We start from the raw sequence: 23,653 nt of genomic DNA, 5'->3' as shown, positions 1-23,653 counted from the left end.
TTTAATTACTCATTCATAGAATAAGTTTTGATTAAAGCTTTTATCTCACGTCGTATCAAAATAGTATCTACCATATAGGAAACAATGATATAAGGAGATGCATTTATAATCGCTATAGGCGCTAATATAATTGCCACCCATAATAGATCTAGAGGATATGCATACCACTTAATATCTATGGTATTTAAAATGGGTATAACATAATCTATCACGCTTAATTCCCATTGCATTAACGGATTTAAGTCCTCACTTGTTCCTACCAGCCAAGCGAAGATAACCCCAAATAGCAAAAAATATAATATGCCAACTGGAATTAATATCTTCGCTCGCTTTTTTAATAGATTACGACAAATCTCATCTTCTTCCTCTGGTGCTATATCATATAACATATTGCACTGAATCTGAATCCGTCTAAATCGATAGCGAATATACTTATACAAAATGTTATTCGGTGTATATAACATAATAGACTCCACACATAAGTCATACTAGCAAAATTATGAAAAATATATCATCCATCTATGGCAAAATAATGTAAATCTTTGAATTCATCATCCAAAAATGTAAAAGAAAAGATATGTGTATCATCAAAGGTTTGCTCGCAATAGGTTACAGCATCTCGTTCTGGTTCAATAATAGGCGTACCAATCCGTCTTTTCACTTCATCAATAGTTACATCACCATACCAATCTCGTATTTCGTTATAGATGAAAGTTACAATTGTATCTATATTTTTATGGTAATTAGCAGCTAATAGCTTTGCCGTATCTAAATTAGCATCTGTTGGTTTCTCATCCCAGCAAAACTGTATTCCTCCGTAGGATATGGTATATTGCCTTAACTGATCATCATATATTACAGGATTAGTCATCGTTTATACCCTTTACATAGCTTTCCATCTTTGGTCTTAAATCTAGTACAACTTCCCAATCATCTAATGATGGTACCTTATGATGTGCAATAAAATCTTTTATTATCTGTAATGCCTCTTGAGGGCCCAGCTCATTTTTACCGTATATTATCGCACCTTGCTCGCCATCATTAGTTACACTAAGCTCTATATGTAATAAATCCGTATCTTCATCACTACAAACTTGTACGAAATTATACATTTTATTATCTATGGGAATTGCCTTTGATGGTGAGATAACTACAAAATCTTGCTCTTGATCCTCAATAGCATAGAGATTTTGCTCAACCTCATTCAAAGTAATCCCTTCATACTTATAGTCACCTACATCAATTGACCAGTCTGTATAAGTTTTCTCAACTGCATCTGCCATATGTATCTCCTCAACTTTACAATATACATTAGAATAAGGTTTCTAATTGACCTGACATATCTGTCATGAACTCATCAAACTTACAAAGTTCTCGCAGCTCTTGATGCTCGGTATCATAACAACTAATCTTTTTAGACTTAGGATCCCATACAATTTGCCAATCGTTGTACTCGCCTAGAACTTTAGATAGTCGTAATAGTTTACGACGACCCACTTTAAATGGAACTGTATCAAGTAAAGGTAAAAACTCAACAGATATAAAATCAGAGTCTGGTAATTCAAAGTAGAGATTATCTTCCTCTAAAAATGATACTAACGCCTTTGGTAATTTAAAGGGTTTTAATTGATCCATTTTATTCTGTTTATCATGGAACTCTTCAGGCTCTAACGTTTTAAAATACTCCGCCATTTTCATATCGCCCTTTTCAATGGCAATGCTATAGGGACGCATGCCATCTTTTTCCGTGATGGTCACATCCGCACCATGTTCTACCAAGTATTTACACATCTGTAAATCTACGTACCGAGCAGCTACACATAATGGAGTTGGCTTAAAAGGATACACAGAATCAGGCTTGTTGTAATTAATATCTACACCATTATGGATAAAGAAATCTAGGACCTCATAATTGTTCTCTGTTATGGCATTTCTGAAAGCTTTACCGCCATATTTTTGTACTGTATGGCCTAAGTCATGAATAATTTGTAGATTCTCATATTTCTTGCCATATAAGGCAGCTTGAAAAGCATCTACATCAACAGAATTCAAGGCATGAATATTAGCACCATGATTCACAACATAATCTATTACCTTTTGATCAGCATACCGTACAGCTAATAAGAAACTTGGATTTTCTTCATAATTTAAATCTGCTCCATGTTCAACTAACCATTGAACACTAGGAAAACAGTTCATTACTAATGCTAATTCTAGTGGGGAATACTCACTGTACTTCCCCAATTGTATAGGTTTATGAATATCCCATCCCTCTGCTAATGCATTTTCTAAAGCTACGATATTGCCTTTTACGATATCTATTACTATTTCAGGTACAGATTCGAACGTACCCAAATCCTTTAACTCTATCATGTCTCTCTCCCAAGAACTATATTTTAAAATGATTATCACTAATTACATTATATTACATTACATTATATTACATTATATTACATTTATAAGTATGAGTGTATAGTAAAAGCCCTTCGCATGAGCGAAGGGCTTTCTTACTATTTCTCTTGTACTTGTTTGCCACTCATATGTTCAATAGTGATTTCAAACATCTGTGTTGCTCGTCCATTACGAGCAATTTGATCATCAGCTAACGCTTCATCAGGATAATATTTCATAGCAAATTCTTTTAATCGAGCTATAGATTCTGGACCGGCCTCTAATAAACGGCATCTACCAAATACTACTGCACTTTGCACATATGGGGCCCATGGTTCAGATTCATCAATACGCTCATCCCCATATACTGTAAAACATACCTTATCTGAAACTTTTAAAGCATCTACTTTATGACCAGCTTTGGCTCCATGGAAATAAATTTTCTGTGTTTCATTATCATAAAAATAATTAATAGGAATGGCATACGGGTATCCATTATCTCCATTCATGGCCAAAATACCACGACGCTTAGATGTTAATAATGCTTCTGTCGCAGTGCGATCGATTTCATTTATCTTTTTACGAATTGGTTTAAACATAATATGTCTCCTACTTTATTTACTAATCGTATTTACAAGATACATAAAAGTACCACTATTAGTATCATCAACTTTAGAGTATTCTTTCCAATGTATAGGATATATACCAGTTAATACTATAGGTGATTCCATTCCACGCATGGTTCCTTTTCCTGTATTATCGGACCAATTCATACATCCCGTTTTAATAGAACCATCATTAATAGAAAATTCAGCGTATGTACAATTTGCTTTTATGGGCGGTTTTAAATAAGACATCTCACTAGTTATCTTAATAGTATAACCTTCAATAAAGTTACTACTCTTATCTCTAAACTCCTCTATACGCATTATATCTTTTAAATAGTTATAACAACCTTGATCTTTAGCACCTTGCTCCTTCAACACATACACTTCTTCATTTATAGTTTTAATACATTTTCTTGTCGTATATTTAAGCTCAATAGGAATCCATTTACCATCTAATATAACAAGAATATCGAGATGTAAATTAGGATTAAATTCAGGGACAAACTCTAGTCTAATATCACAATTTGGATATTGTTCTTTAATCATCCAGGCTAAGCTAAACTGAAAATCTGCTTCTGAATGAAATATTGGTCTCCACCTACTCAATTGGTACATTATTTTATCAATATCTAAAATTAGTCCCACATCACATACCTCATTCAATACAATTTAACTACTTATACTAATTATATTATATTTATATATGATTATATTGTAAAAGCCCTTCGCAAAAGCAAAGGGCTAAAATCAATTAATTTATATCTTAACTTATCTTTATTGATTATGTTATTAAATACTGTTTTGATTTTTAAAGATTTCCCTCAACAACTATAACAGATGAATGTTGAAGTGCTTCCTTTATCCAAGCAATAAATGTGTTTAAAAACTCTTGCTCTTCTTTACTAAGGTTTATAAGATCAACTTCAATATTATGAATTATTTTAATCCAGTAATCTTTCTTAATCCAATTATCAAAGCATACATCAAATCTATCTCTTTCAGTATTATCTGATGCATCTATAATAGGATACACTTGATTAAAGTAAGAAACTAAGATATCAAAATCTGGACTATAAACCCGTAATGGATCTCTATAATAATGCCAATCCTTCATACTGGCTTGCTCTACGTGTAAATGTCAATACAAGAATGTACAAAATTGATGATATAAGAATGTACAATTATTTTAATACACTATTCAATTACCAGCTCTACATAATCCCCATCTTCCTTATTGTATACATGCTTATTTACGATTCCAAGTAGTTTCTGTATATCTTCCATATCTGAAGCCGAAAATTCCAAATAACAAGTCTCATCACTGGTATAATTCAAATCTTCATAAAAATCCTGAATCGCCACATAAAATTTTTCTAAAACATCTTCCAATGGATATTGGGAAATATTCCTCGGACTATCTCCTTCTCCTAATTCTGGTTCTTGAACAAATTTTAATGAAGTAACAAAGCAATCACTTTTCATAAAATCGTCATACGTTTTATAGATATGTTCTGCTACCTTTTCGTAATCAGCTTTGTTATATTTTTCATCTCAACCTCCTTAATGTGGTGTGAAAATTATCATTAGTCCCCTACAACTTCAAATTTACGTATCCACATAAATTTATATTTTGTACCATTTCAATATTATACAATTATTACTTATTCGTTTTTCTTATAGTAACTGGGATAAAGAGGGTGTTCAAATACACCATCATCAATCATTTTCTCAATCTTCGATGGCAAATCAACTTTATGTACTTTTTTATAAAGAGCTGTGCTTAAACATTCAAATCCTCCTCCCGAAGAAATATCACCTAAAAAATTTTGAATTGCTTCTATATCGGGATAATGATCAGGATTATGTAGATAACGCATATATTCCTCTAAAACTCGTCTAATGTATAGAAAGTCTTTCAGGCTCATTGTTATTTTTTCCTTATCAGAAATATTATTTAACCCATATTCAATTATGTCTTTTATATCTGCATATTTTCTCATATCTGAATTCAATACATCTTTTCTCCAAATAAACCGAGAGTTTCATTAAATTTCTAATGAAATTATCTCCATAAATTTTGATTTCTCTTTGCTTAAAAATAAATACCATTATATAATTCCATAAACTCTTTAGCAAACTTTGCGATAAGTTCATGATCAAGTGTAGTAGCTAAGATTTCTTCACTATCATTAGCTGTTGATGTCCAAGATTCGCTGTTACAGAAACGCTATCGCATAAAGCATTCGTAATTAAGGACTTCGGTCTATTCCCTTGTCATTAATATAACCGTCTCCTCAACAAATTCAAGTTAGCAAGTACACATTATATCAATAAGAACTTCACGAATGTCCATTATTGGCTATTTAATTTGGTTATCAAGCTCAATACCCTGTTCCGCTAAACCAAAAACTAACTCCTTAAAACTTTCTGCAATAATTTCTAAATCATCAACCGATGTCACATATACATCATGTGGCAAAACAACAATTTTGTCTGTTTCCTTTAAAATACAAACTAAACTTCCATCACCTAAACCGCCAATAGGAAAAACAGTATTATTTGATATGTTGCTTTCTTCGTCGTCGCTATAGTTTGCAATAAAAGCAGGGTATACACAACCTAATTCCTCTAAAGTGAAAATCCATGGATCAACAAAATGGCAGCCACCAAATTCCTTGAGTAAATATCGATATTCTGACGAAATTGGTTCGAATTTGTTTTCAAATTCAGATATGTCTTTTTCGGACTCCGGGTGATATTTGCTGTGCGTGTCAGCCATAACGCTATAAGCTTTTCTTAGTAATTTAATCTCTGCTTTTGTTAATTCCATATGCTTTCTCCAATCAATACGATGAATTATCTTTTGTTCACCTTATCCGCCTTTGAAAATCAGCCCAACAAACGGGAATTGGTTATCCTTTTCCGCAAGCTCCTTTTCCAATATTGCCCTCAACATTATGATAAAATATCCGGCACTTTTCCTGCGTAAATGCTTGCACAATTCCATTCAACTACTGAAAATCCATATTCTTTAATAAAATCTTCAAATTCCTTTTTATCCCATTCTTGATACATCTTAAATCCTAAAATAGACATCAAACTTTTTATCATTTTTCTTTGCTTTCCCTCTTTCCATAGAAAAGTGGGGGCGAACAAAGTCCCATTAGGTTTTAACACCCTATATATTTCTTTCATCGCCTCATCCGGTTTAGGCATAATATGAAGTGCATTAGCAATTAACACACAATCAAATTTTTCATACGAATAGGATAATGCTACTGCATCGGCTGTTTCAAATGTAAGTTTTTCGTATTCCCCACGCTTTTTAGCTTCCTGAATCATTTGCTCGAAGAAGTCTGTACCGATCCAACTTTTCGTATGCTTTGAAAGATTAAACGATAATTGTCCTGAGCCACAAGCAAGTTCAAGTACTTCCATGTCTTTATTCAAATGAGGACGAATGTATTCGCAAACTTTATCATATACTCCTTTGTCTTTTTTCATGAAAGGAGCATATAGCTTAGCAAATTTATCCCAAAATTTTTATTGCTTTTATCAATCATTTCAACGCTCCTTTAAATATAAAAATGATCCTATCAATCTTTATATTGAGCCTATTTTCTCATTGATACCTTGCAAGAAAGGAATAATAGCTGTTCCTATACCAAGTAGGAATGTCATAAATGCAGAAAGTCATATGCTGTCATTCTTTTCTATTCAATCATTTTGAAGTGTCTCAAGGCATCCATGATAGCTTCTTCTTTTTCAGGTGTACACTGTGGAATAATTTGTTTCTCCTTTTTAGACTTGTTGTAATGTTCTCGTAATTCTATTCCACATTTCCTTTTTATCTGTGTAATATATAATGTCGGAACTTTTAATTCAAATTTATTCCAAACATATTCTTTGATTTGAGCATATGTTGCCTTACTTTCAGCACTGGTCAAATCAAGCTCATCCAGCTCAATTTCAACTTCTATATGCTTATCGATATCGAGTTTGGACAAAAGTGCTACCGTCTCAACATGCGCTGTCATTGGAAACATATCCACTGGTTGTACTTCTTTTAGTTCATACCCGTAGTGTGTGAGAATTTCAATATCTCGTGCCATAGTTGCTGGGTTACAGGATACGTAGACAATGCGGTTAGGTTCCATACTAGCTGCAGATGTCAATACCTCTTCTTTACAACCTGCACGGATTGGATCGAATACGATGACGTCTGGACGTACGCCAGCCTTGTAAAGTTTTGGCATTTCTACGGCTGCATCAGCGACGATAAATTCTGTATTATCAAAGCCATTGCGTTTCGCATTTTCACGAGCGTTAATAATGGCTGGTTCTACGATTTCAATACCGATAACATGTTTTGCCTTATGGGCTAAAAATAGTGAAATAGTACCTGTACCACAGTACGCATCGATAACAGTTTCATCGCCTTTTAAATCTGCATAAGCTAATGCTTGGTCATACAGTACTGTAGTTTGTTCTGGATTCACTTGGAAGAAGGAATGTGGGGATAAGGTAAACTGTAGATCCTTAATATGGTCTGTAATCGTTCCATCGCCGTAGAGGATATGATTGTTAGGTCCTAATATAACATTAGTACGCTTACTATTTACATTATGAACAATAGTTTCTACTTGAGGGATTCGTTCTGTTAATTTTTCTACCCACTTTTCTTGGTGTGGTAAGTAGTCTGTAGCAGTTACAAGGATAATCATCCATCCAGATTGTCCAATACGACCGATTACATGGCGCAATATACCCTTTCCTGTATGTTCATCATAAGGTTCAATATCAAACTCTTTAGCGATTTGATAACATGCTTGAGCAATGATATTATTGCCTTCATCTTGTATAGGACAGTTTGTACCTTGCACGATATCGTGGGATTCCATCGCATAGAAGCCCATTTGAATATCGCCTTTAGTACCACCTACAGGCATTTGCATCTTATTGCGATATGCCCATGGTTCTTTAGGTCCCAATGCTGGCTTAACGAGATCTGGATTTTGATGACCTATGCGTTCGATAACGTCCTTCACCTTTTGTGTTTTTAGTGAAAGCTGTCCTTCATAGGTTATATGTTGCAGTTGGCAGCCTCCACAGAATCCATAAAGGTCACAATTAGGATCGATACGATTAGGAGCCATAGTAACAATATCTAAGAGTTTACCTGTAGCATACGTCTTTTTAACCATATTGATGGATACTTTTACAGTTTCCCCTGGCAAAGCAAAAGGAACAAAAACTGTAAAATCATCTACACGGCCTACCCCTTCACCACTGCTACCAATACCGTGAATGGTTACTAAAACTTCATCACCTAATTTAACAGGTGCATTTAGTATAGCCTGTTGTTTTTTAGACAATGCAGTAGTAACAGATTGACCTTGATTCGCACGATTACCACTTCTATGTTGTTGTTTAGATTTCTTCTTACGAGATGTACGATTTGTACCGTTCATTACGCGTCTCTTTTCTTCCAAATTTTAATCATACCAGTCACAATGAGTACGAAGAATACAGTACCAAATTTCACGAGTAATTCTTCACCTTGAATATATGGCATAAGAAGTGGATCTTCCACGATCATTTCACCAGCAACCCAACCGAGTAGCGCACCGCCGGCCCAAAGGATAGCAGGGAAGTTATTGATGATACGAGCAAATAATGTAGAGCAGAATACGATAATTGGAACAGTAATTAACATACCTGCAATAACAAGCTCTAAATGACCTCTAGCGGCTCCTACTACACCGATGACATTATCAATACTCATCATAGCGTCGGCTACAATAATCGTCCAAATAGCACCCATTAATGAATTCTTAGCTTCAATATGTGCATCTTCATCTCCACCTTTTAATAATTGAATGGCAATCCATACAAGTACAAAGCCACCACCTAAGTGGATAAGAGGAATTAAAGTAAGCGCCTCTACTAAAAGGGTAGCAAATAAAAGGCGCATTACAATGGCACCTACTGTACCCCAAATAACAGCTTTCTTTTGTAGTTCTGGAGCTAGCTTACCTGCTGCCATTCCAATAACTACAGCATTATCGCCCGCCAACAAAATATCAATTAAAATAATCTTACCAATGGTCACCCACGTGGCAACTTCTAAAAATTCCATTCTGTATATACCTCAATTCAAACGAGTAATTCAATAACTATCCCTTAACTATACCATAATTTTTCTATTTTCTCACCTAAAAAGAGCGCTATTAGTTTACAAAAAAAATCTCTCCCCTATGATTAAGAGAAGAGATTTATTCTATTATTTCTTGGTTTTTTTAGCTATCAAAGATGCCCCTACTACGAGGATTACTGCAGCTATTTTGATGAACAGTGCATATGGTTCCACCGTATGAGCAATCAATGTATCCTCTACTGCCATGCCGGCACCTACCCATCCAAGGATACCGCCGCCAACGTATAGGATAATTGGGAAACGTTCGATAACTTTCACAAATAAAGTACTGCCATAAATGATGATTGGTACAGTTATGAGCATACCAATGGCCACCATTGTCATATGGCCGCCTGCAGCACCAACTACACCGATAACATTATCGATGCCCATGATACCATCTGCAATGACAATTGTTGTAATAGCGGCACGCAAGTTATCCTTAGCTTCGATATTATGCTCACTTTCATCATCGGCAACGAGTTTATAACCGATCCATAAAAGAAGGATACCACCTACTAGACGAAGAGCCGGAATATTGTTCAACGCCTCTACAAACAGGAATGCCATAACAAGGCGTAAAATAATAGCCCCCGCTGTGCCCCAGAAGATTGCTTTCTTTTGCAAATGAGCCGGTAAATTACGAGCAGCCATACCAATTACAATGGCATTATCGCCAGCGAGTAAGATATCGATAATGATGATCTGAAGCATCGCCAATAAACCTTGAATAGATAAGATGTCCAATGTATCCTCCTTAGAATATAACTATAGTATATATATTATAATCGATATAGTTCAGTGGTGTAAAATTCAATTTACAAAATATATATTCATTTTTAGCATACTCCATTTATCGTAAGTGGAGAAATATAACTCTACAACTAGAGGTTTTATAATACATTAAAACCTTAGTCATAATATGCGAAATAATATACATTTAATTCCCAATTCCTAAGGAATTTATCTATTAAATTAGACTACTTTATGATATCGTATAATTATCATTACTAAGGGAGGTAAGTATGTATCAAACATATTCTATATTACAAAAGTTATGGTTGTTCATTAAACTATTTACTCCTATGTGCATAACGCAATTTTCCCTTATAGGTGGTACATTTATAGCCATCTTTTTAACGGGACAATATAGTACGATAGATTTAGCAGGGGTTGCTACGGGGTATAATTTATGGCTCCTATTCTATATCTTTGCACAAGGAACATTATTAGGTATTACACCGATTATTTCTCAGTTATTAGGGGCTAAGAAAACAGATGATATCGCAACCATCTTCTACCAAGGCCTTTATATAGGTACGGGCTTAGCATTCATCATTTTAATGATTGGACTCTTTGGCTTACGTCCACTACTGACAGCCCTCAATCTTGAACCGGCAGCAGCAGAGGTATGTATTAGTTATCTGAAAGCTTTCGCTATAGGTTTATTCCCTCTACTTTGGGTTAATACATTACGCAATACAGTCGACAGTCATGGATTAACACATTATTCTATGGCCATCGTATTTACAAGCTTTATTGTGAACGTATTCTTGAACTACTCGCTCATCTTTGGGCATTTCGGATTTCCTGAAATCGGTGGTGTCGGTGCTGGCTATGGTATAGCAGGTACTTGCTGGACTAACTTTATTCTCTTCAGCTTAGTATTACTATTACATCCGAAGTTAAAGGGATATCGTATCTTTAAAGACTTCAGTAAACCAAGTTTTCACTACATTCGCGAACAGCTACATATAGGTATTCCTATTGGCTTTTCCATCTTCTTAGAAGCTAGTATCTTTAGTATTGCTGGCCTATTGATGGTTCACTTTGGATCCGCCGTCGTAGCTGCTCATCAATCTGTTATTTCCTTTACCAATGTATTCTACTGTTTACCTCTTAGTATCGCTATGGCCTCTACCATTGCAGTTGCTTATGAACTTGGGGCAGGTCGTAAACAAGAGGCTATCCAGTACTCTTATATTTCTCGTCTCTTAGCCATTGTATTGGCTATCATGATTTGTACATTTACGTTTACTAATATGGACGCTATTGCAGATCTCTTTACAAATGATGATGAAGTATACAAGCTTATCTACAGCTTCCTTGGATACGGTGTATTCTTCTCTGCTATCGATGCCATTGGAACCCCTTTACAAGGTATATTGAGAGCCTATAAAGATGTAAAAGTAGTTCTTTATATCTCCCTCATATCCTATTGGGGCGTATGCTTCCCAACCGCCTATATTCTTGCTAATAATCCTAATTACGGACCATTTGGTGTATGGATTGGGTTACTCGCTAGCGTACTAACAGCAGGTGTATTGTTCACTTGGCGTACTTGGTACATTCAGCGTCAATAAAAATAAATAACATACGTATACAGTAAAAGAGCATCTTAAATAAGATGCTCTTTTTTATTTCAACATATCTTGTTTTTCTACCTTAGACATGCGGAAGAAATTATATAATGCTTCTGCCGTTTTATAGTTCATAGATTCCACCTTTGAAAGTTCATCAATGGATGCCTCTTTCATAGCCTCTAAACTATTAAAATGTGCCCACAAGGCTTTGCGACGTTTAGGACCAATTCCTTCAATATGATCTAAAATAGACTCTAAGTTACGTTTACCTCGCAATTTGCGATGGTAGGTAATGGCAAATCGATGGGCTTCATCACGTATTTGTTGAAGCAATTGAAGCTCTGGTGTGTGATGGCTTAAGATGATACTTTCAGATTGTCCTTCTACAAAAACCTCTTCAATGCGTTTAGCCAAAGAGATAACAGGCACATCTGTAACACCTACGGCACGTATTAACGGCAAAGCTGCATTGAGCTGTCCTTTACCACCATCGATAATAATCAGATCAGGCATAGGCCAATCTGTTTCATTACCATAGCGTCGTTCCATAATTTCAGCCATAGACTTAAAGTCATCAGGTTTACCTTGCGTAGTTTTCAATTTAAAACGACGATATTCCTTCTTCGCCGGCTTACCACCTTCAAAGACAACCATAGACGCAACAGTTTCAGCCCCTTGCGTATGAGAAATATCGAAACACTCCATGCGTTCTGGTAATCGCGGCAAGTCTAAGACTTCCGCTAATTTCTTAACGGCCCCACCAGTCTTATCGATTTGGTACTGCCATTGACGACGTCGTTCTTCAAGGAAGGTTTCTGCATTCTCATGAGCCATCTTGATCATGTCCATCTTATAGCCACGCTGAGGCACAGATACCTCTACATTCTGCCCTTTGAGCTGTGTAAACCATTCACTCAATAAGTCTCTATCAGAACTATCCATCGGTAATAATAATTCCTTCGGAATGAAGTTCGTATCCCCATAGTATTGCTTGATAAAGTCCGTCATAATCGTTTCTGGAGTATCTCCATCGTGTTGAACAAAATAATTCTCACGACCTAATAGTCGTCCACCACGGATGAATAATAGCTGTACACAGGCCATAGATGTATCAACAGCAATCCCTAATACATCTAAGTCGCCCCGTTGTGTAACCATACGTTGTTTTTCTTGTATTTTTTCAATGCTGCTCAACTGATCTCGATACCGTGCTGCATCTTCAAATCGTAAGTCTTCTGCAGCTAGTTCCATCTTCTCTTTGATTTCCTTCAACAATGGTATAGGCTTTCCTTCAAAGAGCTCTATGATTTCATCGATGTACTTCCGATAGTCTGGTATAGATATTTTGTTAAAGCACGGCGCCTCACAGTAGTGCATATGATATTGCAAGCATGGACGCACTACCTTCATAGACTTACATGTGCGCAGAGGGTAGTACTGGCGTATCAATTTCAATACTACATGGACCGATGTAACATCCGTGAAAGGACCAAAGTACTTAGCTCCATCACGTTCAAGACGACGCGTCATATATACGCGCGGGTAATCCTCTTGTACGGAAATTTTCACATACGGATAAGTCTTATCATCGCGAAGCCGAATGTTGTATTTAGGCTCATGCTCCTTGATAAGCGTATTCTCTAATATGAGAGCTTCCATCTCTGTCTTTGTTTGGATGATTTCTACATCGACGGCACGCTTCATCATAGCCGTAACCTTAGGTGCTCGGTTCGCATCATTACGCACATAAGACCGCACGCGATTACGTAAGTTAATAGCCTTACCTACATATATGATGCGGTTGTACTGATCACGCCATAAATACACACCCGGTGTAGTCGGCAAATGACTGACCTTCTCTAGTAATTCTTCAGATGGCATATGTCCTCCTTTCCTTATAGATTTCAAGGAAATAGAATATATTCTTATCTAAAATATATTCTTATCTAAAATATGTTCATGATAAATACTTAGAAAATATATTCTATTTCCATTATGTTTTTTATCGAAACTAAATTTAATCCTCTATTTTATTTCTTATTTTTCGCTGCTTTCATAAATTTCTTAGTCTGTTCTAATACAGGACCTAAGAATTTGCCCGTATAGCTTTCTTTCACCTTAACGATTTCCTCAGGTGTACCTGTAGCTACGATAGTGCCACCGCGATTACCGCCTTCAGGCCCAAGGTCTATGATATGGTCTGCCATCTTAATCACATCTAAATTATGCTCGATAACCACAACTGTATCGCCACCCTCTACGAGTTGTTGCAATACGTGTAATAACTTGCGAATATCCTCAGCGTGAAGACCTGTAGTCGGTTCATCTAGGATGTATAGTGTTTTACCTGTGCTGCGACGAGCTAATTCAGTAGCTAATTTAACGCGTTGTGCTTCACCACCAGATAAGGTTGTTGCGGCTTGACCTAAACGAATATAGCCTAAACCTACCTCTTGCAAAGTAACCATCTTACGATGAATTTTAGGGATGGCACCAAAGAATTCTACTGCATCGTCTACGGTCATATCTAATACATCGGCAATCGATTTGCCTTTGTATTTAACCTCTAAGGTTTCTCGGTTATAACGGGCACCCTTACAAACCTCACAAGGTACATACACATCTGGTAAGAAGTGCATTTCAATTTTGATGATACCGTCACCACGACAAGCTTCACAGCGTCCACCTTTTACGTTAAAACTAAAGCGACCTTGTTTATAACCGCGCATCTTTGCTTCCGGTGTTTGACTATAGAGCTCGCGGATCGCATCAAATACACCTGTATAGGTAGCAGGATTAGAGCGAGGCGTACGACCGATAGGGCTTTGGTCGATATTGATGATCTTATCGATATGTTCAAGACCACGAATCTCTTTATGATCCCCTACTTTGTGGTTAGAACGATATAATTGATTAGCTAAACCTTTGTAGAGAATTTCGTTGATTAAGGTAGACTTACCAGAGCCGCTAACGCCAGTAACAACATTGAATAAGCCAATAGGGAATTTTACATTTACATTTTGTAAGTTGTTTTCCTTAGCACCGCGAATTTCAATACAATTTTTACCTGGCTTACGACGTTCTTCAGGAAGGGCAATAAACTTGCGGCCACTCAAGTATTGACCAGTAATAGAGTCTTTTACCTTCATCACTTCCTCTACTGTACCGGCTGCAATAATTTGACCACCATGTTCACCTGCACCAGGACCAATATCTACAAGATAATCGGCAGCACGCATCGTATCTTCATCGTGTTCTACAACGAGCAAGGTATTACCTAAGTCCCGTAAGCCTTTCAAAGTATCGATGAGTCGATCATTATCTCGTTGATGTAGACCTATCGACGGTTCATCTAAGATGTACAATACACCTACCAAACCAGAGCCGATTTGCGTAGCTAGACGAATACGTTGCGCTTCACCACCAGACAAAGTGCCTGCACTACGGTTCATAGTAAGGTAATCAAGGCCAACATTGTTTAGGAACCCAAGACGAGCATTGATTTCTTTTAAAATCTGAGCACCTATCACTTGTTCCCGTTCAGTAAGGTGTAAGGTACCAAAGAAATCGAGTGCTTCTTTAATCGTTAACTGCGTTACCTCATTAATATTCTTATCCCCTACGGTAATGGCTAATACTTCAGGTTTAAGACGAGCTCCATGGCATGTAGTACAAGGCTTAATGGACATAAATTTTTCAAACTCTTCGCGCATAGAATCAGTAGAGGCTTCACTATGACGGCGTTTTACCATCGGCAAAATACCTTCGTACTCTGTAAAGAATTCTTTTACTTCACCGCGCATATTTTCATACGTGAAAGCCACCTTATCCGTCGTACCGTACATTACCTTTTTTTGCAAGGCTTTTGGCAGTTCATCATAGGTAGAATCTAACGAGTATCCATTGGCCTTCAATAGACCTTCTACTTGGCGCATAAACCATGCATTAGGGTTAGAGCTCAACGCTTGTACACATCCATCGGCAAAGCTAATAGATCCATCTGGAATAACGCGCTCTTCGTCTACTTCCATAGTGGAGCCAATCCCCAAGCAAGCTGGACAAGCACCAAATGGGCTGTTAAAGGAGAACATACGCGGTTCAATTTTCGGCAAGGAAATATGACAATCTGGACATGCAAAGTGTTGACTATACATGTGTTCAGGGCTGTCTACCTCTTGGATAACAACGATGCCTTCTGCCCATTTTGATGCGGTCTCCATAGAATCTGCTAAGCGAGATTCAATACCTTCTTTTACAACGAGACGGTCTACGACGATATCGATGGAATGTTTTTTATTTTTCTCTAATATAATATCTTCATCTAATGTACGTACAACACCATCTACACGGGCACGAACAAAGCCTTCTTTTCGAAGTTGTTCAAAGACAGATTTATGCTCCCCTTTTTTCCCTTGAATCATAGGGGCTAATACTAAAATCTTAGTACCTTCTGGGAAGCTCATTACGTCATCTGTCATTTGTTGTATTGTTTGTTGTGTAATAGGCTTACCACATTCTGGACAATGGGCATGACCTACACGAGCAAATAATAGACGCAAGTAATCGTAAATCTCCGTTACAGTACCAACTGTAGAACGAGGGTTACGGCTTGTAGTCTTTTGGTCGATAGAAATAGCTGGAGATAAGCCTTCAATATAGTCTACATCAGGTTTATCCATTTGTCCCAAGAATTGTCGCGCATAAGCAGATAAAGACTCTACATAGCGTCGTTGCCCTTCTGCATAAATCGTATCGAATGCCAAGGACGATTTGCCAGAACCACTGAGGCCTGTCAACACAATAAACTGGTCCCGTGGTAAGGATATATCTATATTTTTAAGGTTATGCTGACGCGCACCTTTTACTATCAATTGATCTTTCATTATGTTCCCTATTTAAAGAGATGATACCAAACGGCATCATCTCTCTTTTTACTAACATGAAATAATATATCTATATTATCGCACATATAGTCTATATAATCTATGTGTTTTATTACAATCTATATAATCTATGCGTTTTATTACAATCTATTTACTCTTTGGACTAGTCCGCTTTCTACCTTTAGAGGATGCCGGTTTTTTTAACTTGCTTTCACCTGCGCTATGCATATCAGACCATTGTTGACGTAATACGCCCAATTGATCACGTAGCTTAGCGGCCTTTTCAAATTCAAGCTGCTTTGCAGCGGCCTTCATTTGACGATCTAGTTCTTCAATTTTATTGAATAACTCTTCCGGAGTTATATCTGCCACCTTAGGCGTAGATATATCTTGTACATATGGTTCGTGTCCATGGTCCATTCCCGGTGTAGAGGATTTCTTTTTCCCCTTCTTCGGTGAAAGTCCCTTGCCATCAGTGTCCATATCTTCTTCGATTTTCGTTAATTCAATAAGCTCTTTAACGTCTTTAGAAACAGACTTAGGCGTAATATTATGTTCAATATTATAAGCCTCTTGAACGGCACGACGGCGATCGGTTTCATCGATAGCGCGCTGCATAGAGCCTGTTATGCGGTCTGCATACATGATAACGTGACCATTCACGTTACGAGCGGCACGACCGATAGTTTGAATCATAGCCGTATCGGAACGTAAGAAGCCTTCCTTATCTGCGTCTAATATAGCGACGAGAGAAACCTCTGGCATATCGAGGCCTTCACGAAGCAAGTTGATACCAACGAGTACATCGAATACACCAGCTCGTAAGTCCCGAATAATTTCAGCACGCTCGATGGTAACGATATCTGAGTGGAGGTATCGAACACGAACGCCCATTTCCTTCAAGAACTCTGTTAAATCCTCCGCCATTTTCTTTGTTAAGGTCGTAACGAGGACACGCTCATTCTTAGCAGCTCGCTTATGAATTTCACCGAGCAAGTCATCCATTTGTCCCTTAATAGGACGAATCTCAATGGATGGATCAAGTAGACCGGTAGGACGAATAATTTGCTCTGCAATATTCGTTTGTACTTCCATTTCGTATGGACCAGGCGTTGCTGATACATAGACGATTTGATTGATACGCTCCACGAATTCATCGAATTGAAGCGGTCTATTATCAAGTGCTGAAGGCAGACGGAAGCCATATTCGATAAGTGATTCTTTACGTGCACGGTCACCATTGTACATGGCACGCACTTGAGGTATCGTTACATGAGACTCGTCCACCATGATGAGGAAATCATCTGGGAAATAGTCTATCAATGTATATGGCGCCTCTCCAGCCTTACGTTCAGACATATGGCGGGAATAATTTTCGATGCCAGAGCAATAGCCCATTTCTTGCATCATTTCTATATCGTAACGGGTACGCTGTTCAAGACGTTGAGCCTCAAGTAAACGGTCAGCAGCCTTTAACTTAGCTAACTGTTCATCTAATTCGGCTTCAATACGCTCTACAGCAATACGCATCTTATCTTTCGTTGTTACATAGTGAGATGCTGGGTAGACTGCAACGTGTTTACGTTCAGCAATCACTTCACCTGTTAAAGCATCTACCTCCACGAGTCGATCGATTTCATCGCCGAAGAGTTCCACCCGAATGGCTCTTTCACTATACGCGGCAGGGAAAATCTCGATAGTATCCCCTTGTACACGGAAGGTACCGCGGATAAAGTTCATATCATTTCTCGTATATTGGATATCTACGAGTTTAGACAGAATTTCATCGCGAGATTTCGTCTGACCTAAGCGCAAGGACAGCACAAGTTCAGAGTAGTCCTCAGGGTCACCTAAGCCGTAAATACAGCTAACAGAGGCAACGATGATCACATCGCGACGCTCAAAGAGGCTCATCGTAGCGCTATGTCGTAATTTATCGATTTCATCATTGATAGACGCATCCTTCTCGATGTACGTATCACTTGAAGGAATATATGCTTCTGGTTGATAGAAATCGTAGTACGACACAAAGTATTCTACCGCATTATTAGGGAAGAAACTTTTAAACTCACTACATAATTGAGCAGCCAATGTTTTATTGTGTGCAATAATCAAGGTCGGTTTTTGTACGGCCTCGATAACCTTTGCCATCGTAAATGTCTTACCTGTGCCAGTAGCACCGAGCAAGACCTGAGCCCATTCACCGCGCTCAATACCTTCTGTTAGAGATTGTATGGCAGTTGGTTGGTCCCCAGTAGGCGTAAAGGGCGCCTCCACTTTAAATGGCTGGCCCCCTTCGTAATTATATGTATTATGTTTCATTACTGTTCATCCTGATGTTTACGGATAGCTTTGAGCTCTTCCTCAGATAGACGACGACCTGCATTTTCTGCTTGGTTCAACGTATCTTCACCTTCTAAGACTTCGATGAGCATAGCAATGGAGAAACGATCTAATGTAGGCGTAGTCTTTTGAATTTCATCAGCCATCATCCAATCTGATTCAGTATAGTTATTAATACGTTCTGTAATCTCTTCCCAGTTTGAAAGTAGCAATCTTGTAATAGGACGATATAATTCAATGCCAAAATACTCGATTAAGCTAACAATCTTTTCCATATTTTCTAGGCTAACATTACATTCATTTTTCTTATTTTCAGATTCTACATATTCAAGTAAGAATTCCCGGTTATATTTATTTGTCACCTTGAATCATTCCTTTATTAAATAGTGCATTAGCAAATTCTTTCGCATTAAATGGACGTAAGTCATCCATGCCTTCGCCAACGCCAATCCAGCGCACTGGTACACCTAGTTCCTCTTTAATAGAGATAACTACACCACCTTTTGCTGTACCATCAAGTTTAGTCACCACAATGCCGTTTACTGGCACTGCTTGACCAAATAATTTAGCTTGGCTTACAGCATTTTGACCTGTAGTACCGTCGAGAACGAGCAATGTTTGATGCGGAGCCCCTTCTACGTGGTTATTCGCTACGCGGCCCATCTTTTTAAGCTCTTCCATAAGATTAACTTTAGTGTGTAGACGACCTGCTGTATCGACGATAACGAGGTCTGCATTACGAGCTTTTGCTGCTTCCATTGCATCGTATACAACAGCTGCAGGATCAGCACCCTCTTTATGTTTAACGATAGGCACACCAACGCGATCTGCCCAAATGGATAATTGGTCAGCTGCAGCGGCACGGAATGTATCACCTGCAGCGATAATAACCTTTTTACCTTCTTTAGTATAGTAGTTAGCCAATTTAGCGATAGTTGTTGTTTTACCAACGCCGTTTACACCCACAACAAGTATAACCTCTGGATGGTGAAGTGTAATTTCATCTTCTTGGTCAACTAGCATTTCTGTGATGCGGTCTTCCATAAAAGGCATTACATCACCAGTATTGTTGATAATACCTTCTGTTACACCACGACGAATTTCCTTCATCAAATATTCTGTTGTTTTAGGACCAAGGTCACTAGTAAGCATAACTGCTTCTAAATCATCTAAGAAATCATCATCAATTTCTGCATAACCAATGATAACTGTCTCTACATTTTTTACAAAGGACTTACGAGTTTTTTCTAAGCCCTCTTTAATTTTATTAAAGAATCCGAATGCCATTATGCGAGATCCTCCTTCACATCTTCAAATGCTACTGTTAATAATCGCGATACGCCCCGTTCAACCATGGTTACCCCTTGTAATACTTCGGCAGCTTCCATTGTTTTTTTACGGTGTGATACTACGATAAATTGTGTTTCTTTATTTACCCGATTTAGGTAAGAGCTAAATCTTTCTACATTGGCTTCATCAAGGGCTGCGTCAACTTCGTCAAGCACACAGAATGGGGCCGGACGATAGTCGAGAAACGAGAATAATAAAGCAATAACTGTAAGAGCCCGTTCACCACCGGACAATAAAGTCAATTGTTGGCGTTTTTTTCCTGGTGGCTGAATGTAAAAGTCGATGCCACCGGTCAAGATATTATCTGGATCTGTCAGTACAATTTGGGCTGTACCACCACCAAATAATTGGCTAAATACCTCTTGGAATCTGCGGCCTACCACATCTAATACATCGTATAGCTGTGTACTCATAGCTTTATCCATTTCCGCAATAACCGCTTGCAATTGCTCCTTCGCCGTATCTAAATCCGCCAATTGTGTAGTTAAGAAATCATAGCGTTCTTTAGTTTCTTCATATTCCTCAACGGCATTTGGATTGACTGGACCAAGCTCGGCAATTTCAGCCATCAAACGAGCTTGTTCATCCTTCCAATCGCTGACAGAGCCTTCAATGCGAAGGGCTTGCGCATCTTCCAATGTGAAGCCCAACTCTTGTAACTCCTCTACAAAGCGTTCACAATCCATGCGATGACGAGTAATTTTACCTTCCATATCTACAAGACGACTTTGTACCACTTTGTAGCGTTGATTTAATCTGTCTTGCTCGCTAAGGATAGATTCCAATTCCTCACGACCTGTAGATGTCTTATCATAAGCCTCATCACGAAGAGTACGCAAACGTTCAACCTCTGCTGTAGCCGCAGCTAACTCCTGTTCTGCTAATACTTTAGCCTTCGGTAATTCCTCTTCACAGCGCTGTGTAGTGCTGATTAGCAAATTACGCAACGGCGTTAGACGATCTACAATGCTAGCAATAGATTGATTGCGTTGTTCCCGTTGAGTTTCACGTTCCTTAATGGTTTGTCGCAATGTATCACAAGTAAGGCGAGCTTCAGTGAAAGCCTCATACGCCTCTTGCTGTATCTTTTGCAATACAGTTAAACGCTCCATCAAGGCCCCTTGATTGCCCTCTACACCATGATTTTCTTGTAAGGAAGCAAGTGCTGTTTCTTGGTCTTTTAAATTAGCTGTTGTAGTTGATAAATCAATATCGATTTGTACTAAACGTTGCTCTTCTTCAGAAAGAACACGTTTCTTACGATCTATTTGATTTTGTATATTTTGTACCTTTGTTTCGCTCGCTACATAGAGTAAGTTCGTATGTTGATAGCTTTCATCAAGGGTAGCTCGTTCTTTTTCAGCCTCTTCAACCCGTTTTTCGAGATTTTCTAAACTGGCTGTTAAAGAACGGATTTGCTCGTCAATTTGTACAAGCTCCTGTTCAAGGCTAGCAGCCTCTTCCTTACGGCTCAATACGGAGGCACGCTTGCGCTTTGTAGCACCACCCGTTAAAGAACCACCTGGTTGGAATTGCTCCCCTGTAAGGGTTACAATGCGCAATTGTTGATTATATTTCTTCTGTAATCCAATAGCCTCATCCATAGAGGATACGACTAACGTACGGCCCAATAAATATTGGAAGATATGAGCGTACTTATTATCAAAGGAGATACAGTCAACGGCTGTACCTATGACACAACTTTCACGTAAGGCTGGCGTATCATAGGGTTTCCCTTTTACTGAATCCATCGGCAAGAAGGTTACACGGCCACCTTGGATAGATTTCAAATACTTAACACCTTCTGCAGCAGCACGAGCTGTAGTGGTCACAACATGGTTAACACTACCGCCTAATGCCGTTTCAATAGCTGTTGTATATTTGTCCTCAACCGTAAAGAGATCACCAACGGCGCCCGTAATCTGTTCACGCCAAGCGCCCTTACCATTAAGAATATTCTTAGTTCCTTCTAAGTAACCTTCATGCTGTTCTTCCCATTGCGCTAAGAGCTCTAAACGACCTTTTGCACGTTGTTCTTGGGTACGAAGTTTTTGTAACTCTTTGCGTTCCTCACGAGCTTGTATAACTGCTTCTTTGCCACCATCAACGAGAGCTTGGCGTTGTGCAGAAATAGCATTAAATTTTTGACCTAATTCTTCATATTCAGCACGTGCTGCTTGTAGTTCACTATCTACTTGCGCTATTTCAGCCATTAAAACATCACATTGCTTTGCAGATTCAACCTTACGAGCTTCTAAGCTACGAATACTAGCCTTTGCTGTTTCAATAGCACTCACAATTTCTAATTGATGTTGCTCAAATGCTTCTCGATTGGATTGTAAGGATTGGAACTTAGCTTGTTCTGCACCGACATCTTCAACAGCTTTATTATAATTAGCTTCTAGCTCTTCTAGCTTAGATTCTTTCTCTACTAGTTGAGCACTTTCATCTTGAATCAATTGATTTAAAATGCGTAATTGCTGCTCTTCTCCCTTTTGAGTAGCCTCGAGCTCGCTAATGCGCATAGACGTTTCATCTAATTCACGGTGAGCGGTCTTTAATTGTTCTTCTAAAAGACGTAAATGACCTGCTAAACGCTCTTCATCACGTTGCTTTTCCGTATACTGAGCTTCCCACAATTTAAGCTGTTCTTGCTCTTTAGTGGAAGATGATTGCAATGTATGACGACGAGCTTCTAATTTGGACAACTCCGTTTGAAGCTCAATTTCTTCATCCTTAAAAGCAATATTATCGTTTTCAAAACGCGTTAACAGACGATCTGATGTCTTGTAATTATGAAAGCCTAACGCCCCATCATAGTCGCGCTTTGTACGACTTAAGGTCATATATTTCTTAGTCTTTTCAGCCTTTTCAGATAAAGGTCCAAGTTGTTCTTCAATTGTAGCCATAACGTCGCGTACGCGTTCCATGTTGCGGTCTGTGCTAGCAATACGACGCAATGCATCTTCTTTATTGATTTTAAAACGAGAAATACCTGCTACATCTTCAAAGATCAAACGACGCTCTTCAGGCTTTGAATTCAAAATAGCATCAATGCGGTTCTGACCGATAATAGCCATTGAGTCTTTCCCCAGGCCTGTATCAGCTAATAAAAGATGAATATCCTTTAAACGACAAGAGCGTTTATTGATAAGGAACTCACTTTCACCAGTACGATAAATACGGCGTGTAATAGCCACCTCAGCCATATCTACATCTAATTGTTGGTCACTATTGTCAAATACAAGTGTAACCTCAGCTGCACTCATTGGTTTACGTTTTTCCGTACCAGAGAAAATAATGTCCTCTGCTTTTTGACCACGTAAGTTACGGACATTGGATTCCCCTAAAACCCATTTCATAGCATCCGTAATATTACTTTTACCACTTCCGTTAGGTCCAATAACGGCAGTCATTCCTGGCGAGAATTTTACAACCGTTTTATCTGCAAACGATTTAAAGCCCTTTAATTCTAACCGAAGTAATTGCATGACTGCCTCCTTTCTACTAACAACCCCG

At 38.1% G+C, this 23,653-nt stretch carries 20 protein-coding genes and 1 pseudogene; 1 reads left to right on the top strand and 20 read right to left on the bottom strand.

The features are described 5' to 3' along the window. Window positions 1-5 precede the first annotated feature (5 nt). The 14 genes and pseudogenes from ACSV5T_RS06735 to ACSV5T_RS06670 form a co-directional block, all read right to left on the bottom strand. Window positions 6-464, bottom strand: a complete 459-nt coding sequence (locus ACSV5T_RS06735; RefSeq protein WP_438320592.1) for a glycosyl transferase family 4 — start codon at window positions 462-464, stop codon at window positions 6-8. A 47-nt stretch (window positions 465-511) separates the two neighbouring features. Further along, window positions 512-871: a hypothetical protein gene (locus ACSV5T_RS06730; RefSeq protein ID WP_438320591.1), complete on the bottom strand. Its 360-nt coding sequence runs from the start codon at window positions 869-871 to the stop codon at window positions 512-514. After that, entirely contained in the window at window positions 864-1,283 is a 420-nt protein-coding gene (locus ACSV5T_RS06725) for a bacteriocin (protein ID WP_105097872.1), read from the bottom strand. The genes ACSV5T_RS06730 and ACSV5T_RS06725 overlap by 8 nt, the downstream gene beginning before the upstream one ends. Before the next feature lie 28 nt (window positions 1,284-1,311). Beyond that, window positions 1,312-2,373, bottom strand: a complete 1,062-nt coding sequence (locus ACSV5T_RS06720; protein WP_438320590.1) for an ankyrin repeat domain-containing protein — start codon at window positions 2,371-2,373, stop codon at window positions 1,312-1,314. Window positions 2,374-2,510: 137 nt separating this feature from the next. After that, window positions 2,511-2,990, bottom strand: a complete 480-nt coding sequence (locus ACSV5T_RS06715) for a pyridoxamine 5'-phosphate oxidase family protein (RefSeq protein WP_438320589.1) — start codon at window positions 2,988-2,990, stop codon at window positions 2,511-2,513. A 15-nt stretch (window positions 2,991-3,005) separates the two neighbouring features. Next, complete coding sequence (locus ACSV5T_RS06710; protein WP_438320588.1) at window positions 3,006-3,644, bottom strand: hypothetical protein; 639 nt, start codon at window positions 3,642-3,644, stop codon at window positions 3,006-3,008. Window positions 3,645-3,807: 163 nt separating this feature from the next. Continuing rightward, window positions 3,808-4,113, bottom strand: coding sequence for a hypothetical protein (locus ACSV5T_RS06705; RefSeq protein WP_438320586.1), 306 nt, complete (start codon window positions 4,111-4,113; stop codon window positions 3,808-3,810). Window positions 4,114-4,193: 80 nt separating this feature from the next. After that, a complete protein-coding gene (locus ACSV5T_RS06700; protein WP_295794006.1) occupies window positions 4,194-4,481 on the bottom strand; it encodes a hypothetical protein in 288 nt (95 codons plus the stop codon). A 179-nt stretch (window positions 4,482-4,660) separates the two neighbouring features. Next, window positions 4,661-5,011 carry a hypothetical protein gene (locus ACSV5T_RS06695; protein ID WP_295794007.1) on the bottom strand — a complete coding sequence of 117 codons (351 nt, stop codon included), beginning with the start codon at window positions 5,009-5,011 and terminating at the stop codon, window positions 4,661-4,663. A gap of 347 nt (window positions 5,012-5,358) precedes the next feature. After that, window positions 5,359-5,829 carry an SMI1/KNR4 family protein gene (locus tag ACSV5T_RS06690; protein WP_438320584.1) on the bottom strand — a complete coding sequence of 157 codons (471 nt, stop codon included), beginning with the start codon at window positions 5,827-5,829 and terminating at the stop codon, window positions 5,359-5,361. Between the two features lie 125 nt (window positions 5,830-5,954). Further along, on the bottom strand, window positions 5,955-6,503 hold the full coding sequence (locus ACSV5T_RS06685; RefSeq protein WP_438320582.1) for a methyltransferase domain-containing protein: 549 nt from the start codon (window positions 6,501-6,503) through the stop codon (window positions 5,955-5,957). A gap of 488 nt (window positions 6,504-6,991) precedes the next feature. Then, window positions 6,992-8,470 (bottom strand): annotated as a pseudogene (rlmD, locus tag ACSV5T_RS06680) (23S rRNA (uracil(1939)-C(5))-methyltransferase RlmD); the annotation flags it as partial. Continuing rightward, window positions 8,470-9,138 (bottom strand): TerC family protein, encoded by a 669-nt coding sequence (locus tag ACSV5T_RS06675; RefSeq protein ID WP_438320581.1) that lies wholly within the window; start codon window positions 9,136-9,138, stop codon window positions 8,470-8,472. The pseudogene rlmD and the gene ACSV5T_RS06675, both read right to left, overlap by 1 nt. A gap of 144 nt (window positions 9,139-9,282) precedes the next feature. Beyond that, window positions 9,283-9,942 (bottom strand): TerC family protein, encoded by a 660-nt coding sequence (locus ACSV5T_RS06670; protein ID WP_295824607.1) that lies wholly within the window; start codon window positions 9,940-9,942, stop codon window positions 9,283-9,285. Window positions 9,943-10,220: 278 nt separating this feature from the next. Between ACSV5T_RS06670 and ACSV5T_RS06665 the strand changes: the two genes are divergently transcribed. After that, on the top strand, window positions 10,221-11,558 hold the full coding sequence (locus tag ACSV5T_RS06665; protein ID WP_438320580.1) for an MATE family efflux transporter: 1,338 nt from the start codon (window positions 10,221-10,223) through the stop codon (window positions 11,556-11,558). Window positions 11,559-11,612: 54 nt separating this feature from the next. Here the strand turns inward: ACSV5T_RS06665 and uvrC are convergent, their stop codons facing one another. The 6 genes from uvrC to smc form a co-directional block, all read right to left on the bottom strand. Further along, window positions 11,613-13,439, bottom strand: a complete 1,827-nt coding sequence (uvrC, locus tag ACSV5T_RS06660) for an excinuclease ABC subunit UvrC (protein ID WP_438320579.1) — start codon at window positions 13,437-13,439, stop codon at window positions 11,613-11,615. 149 nt (window positions 13,440-13,588) lie between these two features. After that, entirely contained in the window at window positions 13,589-16,441 is a 2,853-nt protein-coding gene (gene uvrA, locus ACSV5T_RS06655) for an excinuclease ABC subunit UvrA (protein WP_438320578.1), read from the bottom strand. A 147-nt stretch (window positions 16,442-16,588) separates the two neighbouring features. After that, window positions 16,589-18,763, bottom strand: coding sequence for an excinuclease ABC subunit UvrB (gene uvrB / locus ACSV5T_RS06650; protein ID WP_438320577.1), 2,175 nt, complete (start codon window positions 18,761-18,763; stop codon window positions 16,589-16,591). Continuing rightward, window positions 18,763-19,146, bottom strand: coding sequence for a hypothetical protein (locus tag ACSV5T_RS06645; RefSeq protein WP_105085452.1), 384 nt, complete (start codon window positions 19,144-19,146; stop codon window positions 18,763-18,765). The genes uvrB and ACSV5T_RS06645 overlap by 1 nt, the downstream gene beginning before the upstream one ends. After that, window positions 19,136-20,071, bottom strand: coding sequence for a signal recognition particle-docking protein FtsY (ftsY, locus tag ACSV5T_RS06640; protein WP_024066706.1), 936 nt, complete (start codon window positions 20,069-20,071; stop codon window positions 19,136-19,138). The genes ACSV5T_RS06645 and ftsY overlap by 11 nt, the downstream gene beginning before the upstream one ends. Continuing rightward, complete coding sequence (gene smc / locus ACSV5T_RS06635; RefSeq protein ID WP_438320575.1) at window positions 20,071-23,625, bottom strand: chromosome segregation protein SMC; 3,555 nt, start codon at window positions 23,623-23,625, stop codon at window positions 20,071-20,073. The genes ftsY and smc overlap by 1 nt, the downstream gene beginning before the upstream one ends. Between the last annotated feature and the right edge of the window lie 28 nt (window positions 23,626-23,653).

Origin of the sequence: Veillonella sp. ZSJB6 (assembly GCF_051549505.1) — a bacterium.
In the GTDB taxonomy this organism is placed as follows: Bacteria; Bacillota; Negativicutes; order Veillonellales; family Veillonellaceae; genus Veillonella.
This window is presented reverse-complemented; position numbering and strand designations above follow the sequence as displayed.